12 protein-coding genes are annotated in these 16974 nt (G+C 47.2%); 3 read left to right on the forward strand and 9 right to left on the reverse strand.

Annotation, left to right across the window (positions count from 1 at the left end):
* Positions 1 to 2 precede the first annotated feature (2 nt).
* On the forward strand, positions 3 to 638 hold the full coding sequence (locus tag BT_RS10485) for a GNAT family N-acetyltransferase (protein ID WP_011108121.1): 636 nt from the start codon (positions 3 to 5) through the stop codon (positions 636 to 638).
* Between the two features lie 396 nt (positions 639 to 1034).
* On the opposite strand, the gene BT_RS10490 is transcribed toward BT_RS10485, so the two are convergent.
* Genes BT_RS10490 through BT_RS10500 form a run of 3 tightly spaced genes read right to left on the reverse strand, consistent with a single transcriptional unit; the run spans position 1035 to position 5852 of the window.
* Positions 1035 to 2378 (reverse strand): citrate/2-methylcitrate synthase, encoded by a 1344-nt coding sequence (locus tag BT_RS10490; RefSeq protein WP_008766471.1) that lies wholly within the window; start codon positions 2376 to 2378, stop codon positions 1035 to 1037.
* A gap of 25 nt (positions 2379 to 2403) precedes the next feature.
* Positions 2404 to 3594, reverse strand: a complete 1191-nt coding sequence (gene icd, locus BT_RS10495) for an NADP-dependent isocitrate dehydrogenase (RefSeq protein WP_011108123.1) — start codon at positions 3592 to 3594, stop codon at positions 2404 to 2406.
* Positions 3595 to 3608: 14 nt separating this feature from the next.
* The gene (locus BT_RS10500; protein WP_011108124.1) at positions 3609 to 5852 is read right to left on the reverse strand and encodes an aconitate hydratase; all 2244 of its coding nucleotides are present in this window, start codon (positions 5850 to 5852) and stop codon (positions 3609 to 3611) included.
* 66 nt (positions 5853 to 5918) lie between these two features.
* Here BT_RS10500 and BT_RS10505 point away from each other — a divergent pair, with 66 nt between their 5' ends.
* The gene (locus BT_RS10505; protein WP_062695901.1) at positions 5919 to 7865 is read left to right on the forward strand and encodes an AAA domain-containing protein; all 1947 of its coding nucleotides are present in this window, start codon (positions 5919 to 5921) and stop codon (positions 7863 to 7865) included.
* Between the two features lie 532 nt (positions 7866 to 8397).
* On the opposite strand, the gene ilvC is transcribed toward BT_RS10505, so the two are convergent.
* From ilvC to ilvD, 5 genes are all read right to left on the reverse strand, one after another.
* Positions 8398 to 9441: a ketol-acid reductoisomerase gene (gene ilvC, locus BT_RS10510; protein ID WP_008761037.1), complete on the reverse strand. Its 1044-nt coding sequence runs from the start codon at positions 9439 to 9441 to the stop codon at positions 8398 to 8400.
* Between the two features lie 64 nt (positions 9442 to 9505).
* A complete protein-coding gene (locus BT_RS10515) occupies positions 9506 to 10249 on the reverse strand; it encodes an acyl-[acyl-carrier-protein] thioesterase (protein ID WP_008766475.1) in 744 nt (247 codons plus the stop codon).
* Positions 10249 to 10812 (reverse strand): acetolactate synthase small subunit, encoded by a 564-nt coding sequence (ilvN, locus tag BT_RS10520; RefSeq protein WP_008761035.1) that lies wholly within the window; start codon positions 10810 to 10812, stop codon positions 10249 to 10251. The genes BT_RS10515 and ilvN overlap by 1 nt, the downstream gene beginning before the upstream one ends.
* Positions 10813 to 10830: 18 nt before the next feature.
* Complete coding sequence (gene ilvB / locus BT_RS10525; protein WP_008761034.1) at positions 10831 to 12528, reverse strand: biosynthetic-type acetolactate synthase large subunit; 1698 nt, start codon at positions 12526 to 12528, stop codon at positions 10831 to 10833.
* A gap of 47 nt (positions 12529 to 12575) precedes the next feature.
* Positions 12576 to 14378, reverse strand: coding sequence for a dihydroxy-acid dehydratase (ilvD, locus tag BT_RS10530; protein ID WP_008761033.1), 1803 nt, complete (start codon positions 14376 to 14378; stop codon positions 12576 to 12578).
* Between the two features lie 474 nt (positions 14379 to 14852).
* Between ilvD and BT_RS10535 the strand changes: the two genes are divergently transcribed.
* Complete coding sequence (locus BT_RS10535) at positions 14853 to 15428, forward strand: FKBP-type peptidyl-prolyl cis-trans isomerase (RefSeq protein ID WP_008761032.1); 576 nt, start codon at positions 14853 to 14855, stop codon at positions 15426 to 15428.
* 131 nt (positions 15429 to 15559) lie between these two features.
* On the opposite strand, the gene BT_RS10540 is transcribed toward BT_RS10535, so the two are convergent.
* Positions 15560 to 16849 (reverse strand): serine dehydratase subunit alpha family protein, encoded by a 1290-nt coding sequence (locus BT_RS10540; RefSeq protein ID WP_008766478.1) that lies wholly within the window; start codon positions 16847 to 16849, stop codon positions 15560 to 15562.
* Positions 16850 to 16974: the final 125 nt, after the last annotated feature.

The following is a 16974-nucleotide window of genomic DNA, read 5'->3' on the forward strand; positions in this document are numbered from 1 at the left end:
ACATGGGATTTCTTTTTGAGAAATGTACTTTTGCCGTACTTGATGAAGATACGATTAAAGAATGTGACCCTTTCTCATGTGGGCACCAAGACTTAGACGACTTCTTTCATAACGATGCTCCTCTCTATAATGCACAGCTATTAGGAAAAAGTTACTGTTTTCGTTCAGATAAAAAGCCTTCGGACATAGTATGTGCCTTCACTGTTTCTAACGATAGTATCAGAGTAAATATCCTCCCCAACAGCAGGGAAAAGAAAGTTCAGAAAGACATTCCCCGAGCCAAACAAATGCACCGCTATCCGGGTGTATTAATCGGCAGACTTGGAATCAATAAAGAATACAAGCATCAGGGCATAGGCAGTGATCTGATGACTTTCATAAAATCATGGTTCATTGATGCGGGAAACAAAACAGGGTGTCGCTTTTTAATTGTTGACGCTTACAATGAAAATATTCCTCTGAACTATTATCTGAAAAACGGTTTCAAATACCTTTTCTCTACGGAAGCGCAAGAAGTGGAATATACAGGCTTTGAAACCGGAACGCATCTAAAAACACGCTTAATGTATTTTGATTTAATAGACATTATACCTTATCCCAATAATAGCAGCAAAGACGCAATCGACGGTAATTATTAAAATAACAAGTTTGTTCTCAACAGGTCACCTGTCCATAATCTCTCCTCCAGCAAAGGGAAAGATCATAGTTCACTGATATCCAAAGAAATAGAATGTATAATTCATCGGTTGTAGAAACGCCCTTTTAACGTAGCGTTAAAAGGGCGTTTCTACCTGCCAGGCTGTGCCCTTTCTACCAACGATAAATGCCTTAGCCTCCATCGGATGAAAAATACAGCAACCGCAAAGTGTTAAATGTTAAATGAACATCGGATGTTCTTCCTGAAACAAGTCACCCCAGACGTACAACCGGGTACTACCAAGATGTACAACTGGGGATTACCAAGACGTACATGCAGGGATTACCGAGATGTACGTCTGAGGTTAGTTATTATTGCATAAAAGGATTTGTTCTTATCAGCGTTTCTTGATGGGGATATAAGCCAGATCATCAAGAACATTTTTATAAGCCGGACGGATAATGCGTTTGCCTTCGAAGTTCAGTTCCTCATTGCGGTGCGCACACCAGCCGACAATACGAGCCATGGCAAACAGCGGAGTGAAAATCTCCTGCGGCAAACCAATCATCTCATATACGAAGCCCGAATAGAAGTCGATATTGCTGGAAACCGTCTTTCCGTTGTTCTTCACACGTCCGAAAGTAGCGATGGCACGCTCTTCAAGCAGTTCGAGGAAAGCGAACTCCTCTTCTTTTCCTTTCTCACGGGCAAGGTCGCGAGCCAGTTCTTTCAGCAACAGCGCACGAGGATCGGAAATCGTGTAAACAGCATGACCGATACCGTAAATCAATCCGGTCTTATTATACACTTCCTTATTCAGCATTCGTGTGAAATAGGTATCTATCTCGTCCACGCTCTTCCAGTCCTTGATATTCTCCTGCAAGTGATGGAACATATCGGCCACCTGGATATTCGCGCCTCCGTGAAGCGGGCCTTTCAACGAACCGATACCTGCGGCGATGGCCGAATATGTATCTGTTCCGGTGGAAGAAGTCACACGAACCGTGAAAGTCGAGTTGTTACCACCGCCGTGTTCTGCCTGCAAAATCAATAGCAAGTCGAGCGTACGGGCATCCAGTTCCGTATAATCTTTTTTGAGCATATAGAGGAAATTCTCGGCAATAGAGAGTTTCTCCTGCGGATGACGGATGTGCAGGGAACGACCGAATGTAGCATGGCGGAGCATATTATAAGCATACGCAATGATGGTCGGGAACTTGGAGATAAGATCGATACTCTGGCGCATCAGATTATCGCGGGAAGTATCGTCGGCATCGGGATCGAAACGATACATTTCGAGTACGCTGCGCGAAAGAATATTCATGATATTATTTCCCTCCAGCTCGATAATATTCATTTTCGTCTTCTGTTCGAGCGCCATATTGTCATTGATCAGTTCGCGGAAAGAAGCCAGTTCTTCCTTGTCCGGCAGGCGACCGGAAAGCAGCAGATAAGCCACTTCTTCGAAGCCGAAACGTTTTTCCTTGATGATGGCGTGGGAAATGTCTTCCACATCGTAGCCCCGATAGAACAATTTTCCCGGAATTGGCTTCAGACCGCCGCCGGGGATACGTTCGTAACCTACCACATTACCAATCTTTGTCAGACCTACCAATACACCGGTGCCGTCTTCATTACGCAGTCCACGCTTCACGTCAAACTTGGGGAACAATTCATTGTCAATCCGGGTTGCCTCTTTCATCTCCTCGGAGAGCTTGTAAATCAAATACTCTTTCTTCATAATACTTCGTTTTTAATCGTTACATTTACTTTTCGATTCTTTCCACAATTTCGCGTGTGAAAGCGGTGGTAGACAGGGATGTACCTCCCGGCATAAAGCGAGCCAGATCGTGCGTGGCACGGGCATCGAGGAAACTCTGTTCCAACGCCTTTTCGATAAGCGCGGCCGCTTCTTTCCATCCCAGATATTCAAGCATCATCACCGCCGAAAGAATGATAGAACAAGGATTCACGACATCCTTTCCGGCAATGTTGGGGGCGGTTCCATGAGTCGCTTCAAAAATGGCGTGCCCCGTCTTGTAGTTAATATTTGCTCCCGGAGCAATGCCGATGCCGCCTACCATTGCCGCCAACTGGTCGGAAACGTAGTCTCCGTTCAGGTTCAGCGTGGCAATCACGGAATATTCTTCGGGAATCAGTAATGTATTTTGCAGGAAAGCATCGGCGATGCAGTCCTTTATCACCAACCGGCCGTCTGCCAAGGCGTCGCCGAACTCACGTTGCGCCAGCTCATAGCCCCATTTCTTGAAGCCTCCTTCGGTGAACTTCATAATGTTTCCTTTGTGCACCAGTGTCACGGAAGGCAGATGATGGTCGAGCGCATACTGGCAGGCAGCCCGCACAAGACGTTCCGTGCCCTCACGGGAAACAGGTTTCACTCCAAAAGAAGAGGTCTCGGGGAAGCGGACTTTCGTCACTCCCATCTCGTTTTTCAGGAATTGATAGAACTTTTCGGCTTCGGGAGTACCTGCCTCCCACTCGATTCCTGCATATATATCCTCCGTATTTTCACGGAACACGCACATGTTCACTTTTTCCGGTGCTTTCACCGGAGAATGAACGCCTTGATACCAACGGACCGGACGCAGACAAACATACAAATCCAGAGTTTGGCGCAAAGCCACGTTCAAAGAACGGATTCCACCGCCGACAGGGGTCGTCAGCGGCCCCTTGATGCCGATCAGATATTCTTGGAAAGCCTTCATCGTTTCATCCGGCAACCACGAACCTGTCTCGTTGAAAGCGCGTTCGCCCGCCAGCACTTCTTTCCATTCAATCCGACGTTTGCCGCCGTATGCTTTCTGAACAGCCGCGTTCACAACGGACTGCATCGACGGAGTCACTTCCGCTCCTACTCCGTCTCCGGTAATATAAGGTACGACAGGCACATCGGGCACCGATAGCGTACCATCTTTTTGCATGGTTATTTTGTTCATTTCTATCATTTTAATTATCTGGCATTCAAGGCAGAGCCGGCACGGAACCAGGCAATCTGCTGTTCGTTGTATGTATGTTGCGCTTCAAAACTCTCTTTCGTTCCGTCTTCGTGATGGAGAACGACGGTCAGATTCCGTCCCGGAGCAAAGTCCGGCAAGCCGATGACTGAAAGGAGGTCGTGCTCCTGTATCTTGTCATAATCCGCTTTGTCTGCAAAGGTAAGGGCAAGCATGCCCTGCTTTTTCAGATTCGTTTCGTGGATACGGGCGAAGCTCTTGGCGAGAATCACACGCACATTCAGGAAACGGGGTTCCATTGCCGCGTGCTCGCGACTGGAGCCTTCTCCATAGTTTTCTTCGGCCACGACAATAGAGGGGATTCCTTCGGATTTATACATTTTGGCTGTGCCCGAAACGGTTCCGTAGGTGTTTGTCGAACGGTTCCACACGTTGTTCGTTTCGCCATTGAACGCATTCACGGCTCCCATTAGCATATTATCCGAAATATTCTCCAAATGTCCGCGGAAACGCAGCCACGGTCCCGCCATCGAAATATGGTCGGTAGTACATTTGCCCTGCGCCTTAATCAGCAGGGGCATATTGAGTATATCTTGTCCGTCCCAAGCGGGGAAAGGAGTCAGCAGTTGCAGGCGTTGAGAAGCCGGGTTGACGTTGATCGCTGTTTTCGTCCCGCCGGGGGTGATATAGCCTTCATTGCCGGAGGTGAAACCTCTCAAGGGGAGTTCATCTCCTACGGGTTCGGCCAGTTTCACTTTCTCGCCGTCATGGTTCATCAGTCTGTCTTTCAGCGGATTGAAGCAAAGATCACCGGCAATGGTCAGTGCCATCGTCAGTTCGGGAGAAGCAACAAAGGCGTATGTGTTCGGATTGCCGTCCGCACGTTTGGCAAAGTTACGGTTGAAGGATGTGACGATCGAGTTCTTCCGTGTCGGGTCGTCCGTATGACGTTTCCACTGACCGATGCAAGGACCGCAGGCATTTGCCATGATCACGGCGCCGATCTGCATGAAGTCATCCATCATTCCGTCTCTTTCGGCAGTAGCGCGGATTTGCTCGGAACCCGGATTGATAATCAGCGGGGAAGCCACACTCAGATTCTTTTCCTTCACCTGCCTTGCAAGGGATGCGGCACGGCTGAGATCTTGGTAAGAAGAGTTGGTACACGAACCGATCAGTCCGACTTCCATCTTACGCGGATAGCCGTTCAGTAATACTTTTTCTGCAAATTCAGAGATAGGGGTAGCGGCATCCGGTGTGAAAGGGCCGTTGATATAAGGTTCGAGCGTGGACAAGTCAATGTCGATGACACGGTCGTAGTACTTTTCCGGTTCGTCCGTCACCTGTTGGTCCGCACGGAGCTCACAGTCCACGGCTTCCGCCAGTTCCACGATGCGATCCCTGCCGGTGGCTCTCAGATAAGTAGCCATGCGCCCGTCGAACGGGAAAAGCGAAGTGGTAGCTCCTACTTCCGCACCCATATTGCAAATGGTCGCTTTGCCGGTAGCCGACAGGGAAGCTGTTCCCGGTCCGAAATATTCGATGATGGAGTTCGTTCCTCCTTTTACGGTCAGAATCCCAGCAAGTTTCAGGATCACATCTTTCGGGGAAGTCCAGCCGCTCAGTTTTCCGGTCAGGCGGACACCGATAATCCTTGGCATTTTCAGTTCCCATTCCATACCCGTCATCACGTCTACGGCATCCGCACCGCCGACGCCGATGGCCACCATGCCCAGTCCTCCGGCATTCGGAGTGTGAGAGTCGGTTCCTACCATCATCCCGCCGGGGAAAGCGTAATTTTCGAGCACTACCTGGTGAATGATTCCGGCGCCCGGCTTCCAGAAGCCGATGCCGTAACGAGAGGATACATCGCGCAAAAAGTCGTAAACTTCTTCGTTTGTTTTGGTTGCCGTAGCAATGTCCTCCTTTGCTCCTTTGTACGCTTGTATCAAGTGGTCACAGTGCACGGTGGAGGGAACAGCCACTTTTTCTTTTCCTGCATTCATGAATTGAAGCAATGCCATCTGGGCAGTCGCGTCCTGCATAGCGACGCGGTCGGGACGGAAATTTACGTAGTCTTCACCCCGCTTGTAGTTTTTCAGATCGCCCTCATTGAACAGATGGGCATACAGAATCTTCTCGGCTAACGTCAATGGGCGTTTCAAAACAGCCCGCACGTGTTCCACTTTTCCTTTATAAGCAGAATAAAAAGCCTCTAACATAGTCAAATCATACACCATATTGCTTTTATTTTTTTTAGTCTATCTATAAAAATAACGAACGGCGTTCGAGGAATGTTTAACAAAATGAAATATATTTTCGTCTCAGGAAGAAGATTTATTACCTTTGCGTCTATTATGAATAATCATCCGAAAAGTCCAATCATCGACCTTCAGCAACAGCAACTCCTGCTACGCATGGAGTATGAACACGAAAAGGAGGAATTCAAGCGGCAGACTGAAACAATGGGTGTCGCCCGCAAAGTGAAACGTGGTCTGTGCTGGTATCCCGCCTCTCCCGGTCGAAGTTACTATAATTCTCTAAATCAACTTGTAATAGATATTACACGCACCGAAAATAAAGAAATCGAGCATTCCTTCGAATTCGGTCGTCCCGTCTGCTTTTTCCGGCAGTCATTTGACGGAAAAGTGAATTACATGAATTTCATTGCAACGGTGAGTTATGCGGACGACGAACGGATGGTGGTCGTGCTTCCCAGTGCGGGCGCCTTGCTGGAACTGCAAACGGAAGAGGTGCTGGGTGTACAACTTTATTTCGATGAAACGTCCTATCGTGCCATGTTCGAAGCGCTGGAAGACACAATCCGCGCTAAGGGCAACCGCCTTGCCGAACTCCGGGACACCTTGCTGGGAACACAAAAGCCGGGATTCCGCGAATTATATCCCGTCCGTTTCCCGTGGCTGAACAGCACGCAGGAAACAGCCGTAAACAAAGTGTTATGCACACGCGATGTCGCCATCGTTCACGGCCCTCCGGGAACCGGAAAGACTACCACGCTCGTGGAAGCCATTTACGAAACGCTTCACCGCGAACCGCAGGTGCTGGTCTGCGCCCAAAGTAATACGGCTGTGGACTGGATTTGCGAGAAACTGGTAGACCGGGGTGTGCCTGTCCTCCGCATTGGTAACCCTACACGTGTTAATGACAAAATGCTTTCTTTCACTTACGAACGCCGCTTTGAGAATCATTCGGCCTACCCCGAACTTTGGGGAATCCGAAAATCGATCCGTGAAATGGGCAGCCGGATGCGTCGGGGAAGTTACTCCGAAAGGGAAGGAATGCGCAGCCGGATGAGCCGCCTCCGCGACCGTGCCACCGAACTGGAAATCCTGATCAACGCCGATCTTTTCGACAGTGCCCGTGTGATTGCTTCCACGCTGGTCAGCAGCAATCACCGTTTGCTCAACGGACGGCGTTTCCCCACCTTATTTATCGATGAAGCCGCCCAGGCACTCGAAGCCGCCTGTTGGATCGCCATCCGAAAGGCCGACCGTGTGATTCTTGCCGGCGACCATTGCCAGCTCCCTCCTACAATCAAATGTATCGAAGCCGCCCGTGGCGGACTGGACCACACTCTAATGGAAAAGGTCGTGCAGCAAAAACCTTCTGCCGTCTCGCTGCTCAAAGTGCAATACCGGATGCACGAAGCAATCATGCGCTTTCCCTCCGAATGGTTCTACAACGGAGAACTGGAAGCCGCACCGGAAGTGCGCAACCGGGGTATCCTTGACTTCGACACTCCCATGAACTGGATAGATACCTCGGAAATGGACTTCCACGAAGAGTTTGTAGGCGAGAGCTTCGGGCGCATCAACAAGCAGGAAGCCAACTTGTTACTGCAAGAACTGGAAGCCTATATCAGCCGGATCGGCAAAGCACGCATCCTGGACGAGAGCATCGACTTTGGTCTGATTTCGCCCTACAAGGCGCAAGTGCAATACCTGAGAAGTAAAATCAGAGGAAGCAGTTTTCTCCGCCCTTTCCGCAGCCTCATCACGGTCAACACGGTAGACGGCTTTCAGGGACAGGAACGGGATGTCGTCTTTATCAGCCTCGTCCGGGCGAACGAGGACGGACAGATCGGTTTTCTGAATGATTTAAGACGAATGAACGTAGCCATTACCCGCGCCCGGATGAAACTTGTGATTTTGGGAGATGCAACCACTCTTACCAAGCATGCGTTCTACCGGAAACTGATACAGTATATCCGGCAGGAAGCGGTATCCTCCTGAATCATCGGGATAAAAAAAGAAGCCCCCTTTCTCACGAAAGAGGACTCCCATTTACAAACAAAACAAACAATGTTATTTTCCCACTAAATTCTGTTCCAAAAGCTCTGTCTTAAATTCAATTTAACGCATACTTTTTCCTGCTACAGAATAAAATTCTGCATCATATCAACGAATCACTAATGGAACACGAAATATAAAAAGGACTTGAAATGGTATTACAGCTACCATTCGGTAGAGAATAACTTAAATATCTTTTAATGTAACATTCTGATATACTATTTATTAAAGAAGAAATCATCTTCATACGTATCGATCTTCTGTAAGTAAAAAGTTTCTTCATTGCCTATTCTGTTTTATTTGTTGCCGTAAAGGTAATCATAAATGCTCTTTTTCACCTATATTATCAGTATCTTTTAATCTTTTTTTCTACTTTCATCCTTTTTCTATTACTCAAAAGACCGGTATCTACATAGAAAAAGCGGGAAAATACGCTTTTCCCGCCTTTTGAAAAACTTATATAGTATAAGTCTGATTAATTATTTTCCGGACGAAGTTTACGAACTGTCACGGCAGTCTGCCACATTTCGCTTTCGCGCAATGCTTTCAGTTCTTCTTCCAGTTTCTCACGATAATCCGGTTTGGAGTTAGAGTCGATTGAAATCTGTGCTTCGTTACCAGTCTTCACACTGTGATACAACTTTTCAACTACCGGTTTGATAGCATCGTGGAAGGGGCCCATCCAGTCGAGAGCACCACGTTGAGCTGTAGTAGAGCAGTTAGCATACATCCAGTCCATACCGTTCTTTGCAAACAACGGCATCAATGACTGAGTCAGCTCTTCTACAGTTTCGTTGAATGCTTCGGAAGGAGTGTGACCGTTTTCACGTAACACTTCGTATTGTGCCAGCAACAGACCCTGGATAGCTCCCATCAATGAACCACGTTCGCCTGTCAGGTCGGAAGTAGCTTCGCGGATGAAAGTTGTTTCGAACAAATAACCTGAACCGATACCGATACCCAATGCGATTGTTCTGTCCATAGCGTTGCCTGTTGCATCCTGATAGATAGCGTAAGAAGAGTTCAAGCCGCGACCTTCAAGGAACATAGTACGCAAGGATGTACCCGAACCTTTAGGAGCAACCATGATTACGTCGATATCTGCAGGAGGAACTACACCTGTGCGATCACTCCATGTAATAGCAAAACCATGAGAGAAATAAAGAGCTTTTCCTGCAGTCAGGTAAGGCTTGATAGTAGGCCATACAGACATTACCGCTGCATCAGACAACAGGCACATAATGATCGTACCTTTTTCGCAAGCTTCTTCAATACCGAACAAAGTTTCACCCGGAACCCATCCGTCAGCTACCGCTTTGTCATATGTCTTTCCCTGGCGTTGACCAACGATTACATTGAAACCGTTATCACGAAGGTTCAGAGCCTGTCCAGGACCTTGTACGCCATAACCGATTACAGCGATTGTTTCATTTTTCAATACTTCACGAGCTTTTTCCAATGGAAATTCATCACGGATAACTACATTTTCTACAGTTCCGCCAAAATTCAACTGTGCCATTTTTTTTTGTTTTTTTGTTTTGATGACTTGCGCCATCTGTTATTAATTGATTTTATACTCTATATTATTCAAATATCACTTTGGAACGGCATACTACCTCGCTGCCGTTTTTCTTCACCTCTACATGAAACTCGTTTTCACTCACCTCATCACAGAAGAAAGAGAGTTCATCTCCGAAATAACTTTCAGCCACATACGCCATTTCAAACCGGCGGATACGTTTCGTCTGATACAGTTCTATCGGAAACAAGTCAAGTATGTGCTCGATATAACGAATACTGTTTACGTGTCCGTTAATATCGATATCACTGTATTTTGCCGTCAGCGTCGCAACAGGCTGATTGCTTGTCACCTTGATACGCGAAGGCTTTTCTATCGGGCAAGGTTCATCGCATATATAATCGACGATGCTTCCTCCATGCAATGCCAACAGATCGGCAGGCTTACGGGTATTCAGATTGATCATCGCCCATACGGAACGGGCATAGCCGATCTTCTTTCCATCCTTGTCAATGACGGCAAAGTTACGGTCGGTAAAGAGACGATAGACATTCTCCACCCATGTCTGAACCGAGAACTTCTCGTACTGGTAAGGCATCTCATCCAGCTCGATAGCCAGGCGGGAAAGCACCCATGTGTAATTGTCCTCGTTCAGCGTAGCAATACCAAATCCACGGTCGCTGGCATGAAAACCTGCGCAATTCAGCAGATGATTTCCCAGCACGCCCATGGTCAGACGGCCGTTAAAATCTACGTGAAACGGCTCTGCCACAAACTGATAAGTCCCTATTTTATTTTCTTCACTCATTACTCCTGTTCCTTTTTACTTTGCTTATACTTCGCTTCCTGTCCGTCCAGGAACTCATTCACACGTTCGAAACAGCTGGTAGTAATAGCCACACGGCCCGAACGGACAAACTGCAGCACACATTTCAAAGCCCGAAGTTCTTCGTAAAGGGAAGTAATCTCTTCACTCATGCCGTTCTTCTCGACGATAGAGAATACCGGATTCACCTCTACAATGCGGGCATTATATCTGCGGATCACTTTAGATGCTTCCGGAGTCTCCTGAAAAGCAGGAGTAGATACCTTATATAAGGCTATCTCATGGAAATAAATCTCGTCTTCCGTAAAATAGTGCGCCTGAATCACATCAATCTTCTTTTCGATCTGCTTCACCACCTTTTCGATAGTGTCCTTATCAGTCCACGCTGTAATCGTATATTTATGTACTCCTTTAATGGAAGAAGCAGAAACGTTCAAACTCTCGATGTTTATTTGCCGACGGGTAAATACAGCGGTCACCTGATTCAGCAATCCGGCTATATTTTCAGAATGAACTATAATCGTATATAATGTCTTATCACTCATAACTTTCTAAATTAAGGATTAACATTCCAGCAACATCTGATTGACTGAACCGCCCGGAGGGGTCATCGGGAGGACATTGCCTTCTTCTACCACACAGGCTTCGAGCAGGAACGCCCCGTCTGTCGAGAGCATTTCGTCGATGGCCGCTTTCAATTCTTCCCGTGAAAAGACACGTTTGGAAGGAATATCGTAGGCGGAAGCGATTTTCATGTAATCCGGATTCAGCATCGGAGTAAATGAATAACGGCGATTAAAGAACATAGCCTGCCATTGGCGCACGTTGCCGAGATAATTGTTGTTCAGGCAGATAATCTTCACCGGAGCTTTCTGTTCCATGATCGTACCCAGCTCCTGAATGTTCATTTGCAGTCCGCCGTCACCCATAAATACACATACCGTGCGGTCGGGACGGCCGAAAGTAGCTCCGATAGCTGCCGGAAGGCCAAAACCCATCGTGCCGAGTCCACCCGAAGTAACGATACTACGTTCCCTGGTATATTTAAAGTAGCGGGCAGAGATCATCTGATTCTGACCTACATCTGTCACCAATATGGCTTCGTGACGGGTCGCTTCGCTTACCGCACGCACCACTTCGCCCATACTCAGTGAATCCGTTGCAGGATGAAGTTCGGGACGAATGACTTTTTCTTCCTCTACCGCTTCATATTCCTTGAAACTATCGACCCACTCGGTGTGCCGGTTCTTTTTCAGCAGTCCGGTCACAGCAGCCAGCGTCTTTTTGCAGTCGCCCAAAACGGCAATGTCTACCTTTACATTCTTATTTACTTCCGCCGGATCAATGTCAAAATGGATCACTTTCGCTTGTTTGGCGTAAGTAGCCAGATTACCGGTCACACGGTCGTCGAAACGCATACCGACAGCAATCAGTACATCACATTTGTTAGTATTGATATTCGGTCCCAGATTTCCGTGCATACCCAGCATTCCTTTATTCAACGGATGGTCGGTAGGCAATGCGGAAAGTCCGAGCAAGGTACAACCTGCGGGCATATCCGCCTTTTCGATAAAGATACGCAGTTCTTCCTGAGCGCTTCCCAGTTCCACTCCCTGTCCTACCAAGACAAGCGGGCGTTCGGCGTTATTGATCAGTTCGGCGGCAGCCTTTACTGATTCTTCGTCTGTATCGGGAACCGGAACATAGCTGCGGATAAACTCCTGCTTTGTCGGCTCGTATTTCGTTTTTTCAACCTGCGCATTCTTGGCAAAGTCGAGTACCACCGGACCGGGACGACCACTACTGGCAATGTAGAAAGCACGTGCTATCGCCCAGGCTACGTCTTCGGCACGGCGAATCTGATAGCTCCATTTAGCGATTGGCTGAGTGATACCTACGAGATCGACTTCCTGAAAAGCGTCTGTTCCAAGAAAGCCTGTTCCCACCTGTCCTGCAATGACAACGATAGGCGTACTGTCTATCATCGCATCTGCAATACCTGTGATCGTATTGGTTGCTCCGGGGCCGCTTGTCACCAAGCAAACACCGACTTTACCCGATACACGGGCGTAGCCTTGTGCCGCATGGGCAGCTCCCTGTTCATGGCGAACCAAGATATGGTTCAATGTATTTTGATGGTCGTACAGGGCATCGAACGTAGGCATGATGGAACCGCCGGGATAACCGAAAATGGTAGTCACTCCCTGATGTTCCAGAGAGCGCATCATTGCCTCTGCGCCTGTTATTAAGTCCTTACTCATAGTTCTTTAATGGATAATGGATGATTCATAATGGATAATGAAGTGGATCAGTCTATTAATCTCACTGCTCCCTTATCGGCAGAGCTTACCATGCTGGCGTATGCTTTCAGGCTCTTCGGCACGTAACGGTCACGGGTGACGGGAGTCATCGGGCGGGCAGCCAGTTCTTCATCTGTTAGTCGCACGTTAATCGTTCGGGCGGGAATGTCGATTTCGATGATATCTCCATCTACTATTTTTCCTATATTACCTCCGGCAGCGGCTTCGGGAGAAACGTGTCCGATACTCAATCCGGAAGTTCCACCACTGAAACGTCCGTCGGTAATCAAGGCACATTCTTTGCCGAGGTGACGGGATTTGATATAAGAAGTCGGGTAAAGCATTTCCTGCATACCGGGACCGCCCTTCGGACCTTCGTGCGTGATGACGACAACGTCGCCGCTGACGACTCGGCCTCCGAGGATGCCTTCACAGGCTGCTTCTTGTGAGTCGAATACTTTGGCAGGTCCGGTAAACTTCCAGATGCTTTCGTCTACACCCGCCGTTTTTACTACGCAACCGTCCTGAGCGATATTTCCTTTCAGTACCGCCAAACCTCCGTCCTTGCTATAGGCGTGCTCCAGATCACGGATACATCCGTTCGCGCGATCTTTATCTAATTCCTGATAATAAGCTCCCTGAGAACCAAGTACGAGATTGAATCTGTTTCCTGCCGCACTTGAATATTTGCTCATTGCTTTTTCCGTAACGTTCGGGCTGGTAATTGAATATTGATCGATCGCTTCCGCCAGCGACATGCCATCCACACGGAGAACGGAAGTATCAATCAGACCGCCTTTTGCCAACTCTGCCAGGATAGCAATGATGCCACCCGCACGGTTAACGTCCTGAATATGATATTTTTGAGTATTCGGAGCGACTTTACACAGGCAGGGTGTCTTGCGTGACAGCATATCGATGTCGTCCATCTTGAAATCGACTCCTGCCTCATGTGCCACGGCCAACAGGTGAAGCACCGTATTGGTAGAACCGCCCATCGCAATATCCAGCGTCATGGCATTGAGGAATGCCTGACGGGTAGCTATGCTGCGGGGAAGTACACTTTCGTCACCTTCTTCATAATATTTCATTGCATTTTCCACAATCAGTTTGGCAGCATCTTCAAACAGTTTCGTACGATTTTCGTGCGTAGCCACGATTGTGCCGTTTCCCGGAAGAGCCAAGCCGATAGCTTCATTCAGACAGTTCATCGAGTTTGCCGTAAACATTCCGGAACAACATCCGCAGGTAGGACAGGCATTCTGTTCGATATTCGCTACTTCCTGATCGCTTACACTGTCGTCCGCCGATTTAATCATGGCATCGATCAAGTCCAGATGCTGACCGTTCCACTCTCCGGCTTCCATCGGTCCGCCGGATACAAATACGGTAGGGATATTCAGGCGCATGGCAGCCATCAGCATCCCTGGGGTAATCTTATCGCAGTTGCTGATACATACCATTGCATCCGCCTTGTGCGCATTGACCATATATTCTACGCTGTCCGCTATGATATCACGGGAAGGAAGCGAGTAAAGCATTCCGTCATGTCCCATAGCGATACCGTCATCAATAGCAATCGTATTAAATTCCGCAGCGAAGCATCCCAGCTTCTCAATTTCCGCCTTCACCAACTGCCCGATTTCATGCAGGTGCACGTGTCCCGGAACAAATTGTGTAAACGAATTGACGATAGCGATAATGGGTTTTCCCATCTGATTTTTCTTCATGCCGTTGGCTGCCCATAATGCGCGGGCTCCCGCCATGCGACGGCCTTGTGTACTAAACGAACTGCGTAATTGCTTTTTCATTTCAATCTATCTTTTAATTAAAGAGCCTCCCTCACATCAGTGAGAAAGGCTCCAAATTCTATCTTTTATGGTACGAATACATACACAAAACCTTTCTCACGCTCTTGATGGCACCACCACGACGCGAATAATATGCAGAACTGCTAGGTTAATAGATGTATGTAATATATTCATATCTTCTTTTCTTTATTTTCGTGCTGCAAAGGTAAGGGCTTTTTTATTATCTCCAAACAAATCGAAGAAAAAAATCACTAAAAAGCGAATAATCGTAAGAAAAGAACGGTAATAAACCTAAATTTTATCACTTAAAGGTTGAATTTGCAACTATCAGTTAGTAGAGAATGACTGTCCATTTCTGACAAAAGCGCTTAATAATCTGAAATTTACTCCGTATGCACCCGGTAGCAAGCAAATTATTCGTATCTTTGTCCACCCTAAATAAGGGATTTATTAATTAGAAACTATAAATATCAGATGGAAACAGTAGAAAACAAGTACATCACCGTTGCATATAAGCTATATACAGTGGAAGATGGTGAAAAAGAATTGTTCGAAGAAACAAATGCAGAACATCCTTTTCAGTTCATTTCAGGATTAGGCACAACGCTCGAAAGCTTCGAGAACCAGATAACAGCTCTTTCTAAGGGTGATAAATTCGATTTTACCATTCCGGCAGATGAAGCTTACGGAGCCTACGATGAGCAACATGTATTTGATCTTCCTAAAAATATCTTTGAAATAGATGGCAAGTTCGACAGCGAACGCGTAACAGAAGGCAGCATTGTACCTTTGATGACCGGAGACGGTCAACGCGTAAACGCCAGCGTCGTAGAAATCAAACCGGATGTAGTAGTAGTTGACCTTAACCACCCATTGGCAGGCGCTGACCTGATCTTTGAAGGTGAAGTAATCGAAAGCCGTCCTGCTACCAACGAAGAAATTCAGGAACTGGTGAAGATGATGAGCGGTGAAGGTTGCGGTTGCGGATGCGACAGCTGCGGCAGCGACTGTGGCGATGACTGCGGTTGCGAAGGCGGACACTGCCACTAATTTTAAGTAATAGGTAATAAGTATTAAGTATTAATTCCATGCGGATATAGGCGGAAGTTAATACTTAATACTTTTTTTATGCCGTTATTCCAGCTATTACCTATTACTTATTACTTGTTACTTATTACCTGTTAACATCCTCCTTTGTGCGTCATGATATCAAGCACCATCTTATCCGTTTCGTTCATGGCCTGCGAGCCGATTCTTGTCAAGTTACGAATGCTTTGATCGACATCTTCGTCAATAATGCCTTCTACAGAAGTCACACAACGGTCCTCCATTGCCATCATAGCAGATAATACGGCTGTTGAGACTCCGGTTGTTACTTTGAGTGCGCAGCTCGGTTTTGCACCGTCGCAAATCATTCCCGTCAGGTTGGCAATCATGTTTTGAACGGCAAAGGCTACCTGATTATAGTTTCCACCCATCAGCCAGGTGATTCCGCAACTGGAACCCGTGGCAGCTACTACACAGCCACACAAGGCAGAGAGACGTCCCAAACTTTGTTTAATATAGATTACAGTGAGATGACTCAGCATTAAGGCGCGGATCAGTTCCTCTTCGGTTTTACCATTTTCTTCGGCAAATACGACAACGGGAAGTGTGGCGGATATGCCCTGATTGCCACTGCCGGAGTTACTCATGACGGGAATCATTGCACCGGCCATTCTGGCGTCGCAAGCGGCGGAAGTATAAGATAGTATATGAGAGAATACGCTGTCACCCATCACTTTATGTTCATACGTTCCACGGAGCATCTTACCTAAAGAATGCCCATAATTGCCTTTAAAGGCTTGCTCGGCGGCTGCTTTGTTCAGACGTGCCGTATCGAGAATAAAACGGATTTCATCCAGAGGGGATGTCAGGGCAAAATCATAGACTTTGCGCAGATTCAGTTCCAGTGAAGCGTCTTCTTCCTCTTCATTGGCAGTCTGTTGCTTGTCAAGCAGTACTTTTTCATCCGTAGCTATATAGACAAAGGTAGTATGTCCGCCGGCAATCACAGCCGTCGCTTTTTGGCTGCCGGCTGTGCAGATTACTTCGATGTACAGTTTTTCCGTAATATCTTCTTTGAGAGAAATACAGATTCGCTTCTCTGCGATAAACAGTTTGCCTTGTTCTACTGCCTCCGGTGTGCAGTCTCTCAACACTTCCAATTGATATTCCGATCGGCCGATCAACGCTCCCAAGGCTACAGCTATAGGAAGTCCGACCATATCTGTGCCGGGGATACCGACTCCCATTGCATTCTTTAATATATTGGCACTCAATAACACTTCAATCTTTTCCGGTTTCATTCCTAATGTTTCGGCAGCTTTAGCTACACAAAGCGCTACCGCAATGGGTTCCGTACACCCTATCGCCGGAATCACCTCTTTTTTGATCAAGTCTATTATCTGTTTTCTTTCCGATTCAATCATACCCTATAAGGCTTTAGTTTCCACAAAAGTAGAAAATTCTTTTTTATCAAACATCCATTAGTGAACAAATAAAATTGCAGATTGTTATAAAATCTTCCAAGAACCGAACTTTAACAGTTAGAATA

It is taken from the genome of Bacteroides thetaiotaomicron VPI-5482 (assembly GCF_000011065.1).
Classification (GTDB): domain Bacteria; phylum Bacteroidota; class Bacteroidia; order Bacteroidales; family Bacteroidaceae; genus Bacteroides; species Bacteroides thetaiotaomicron.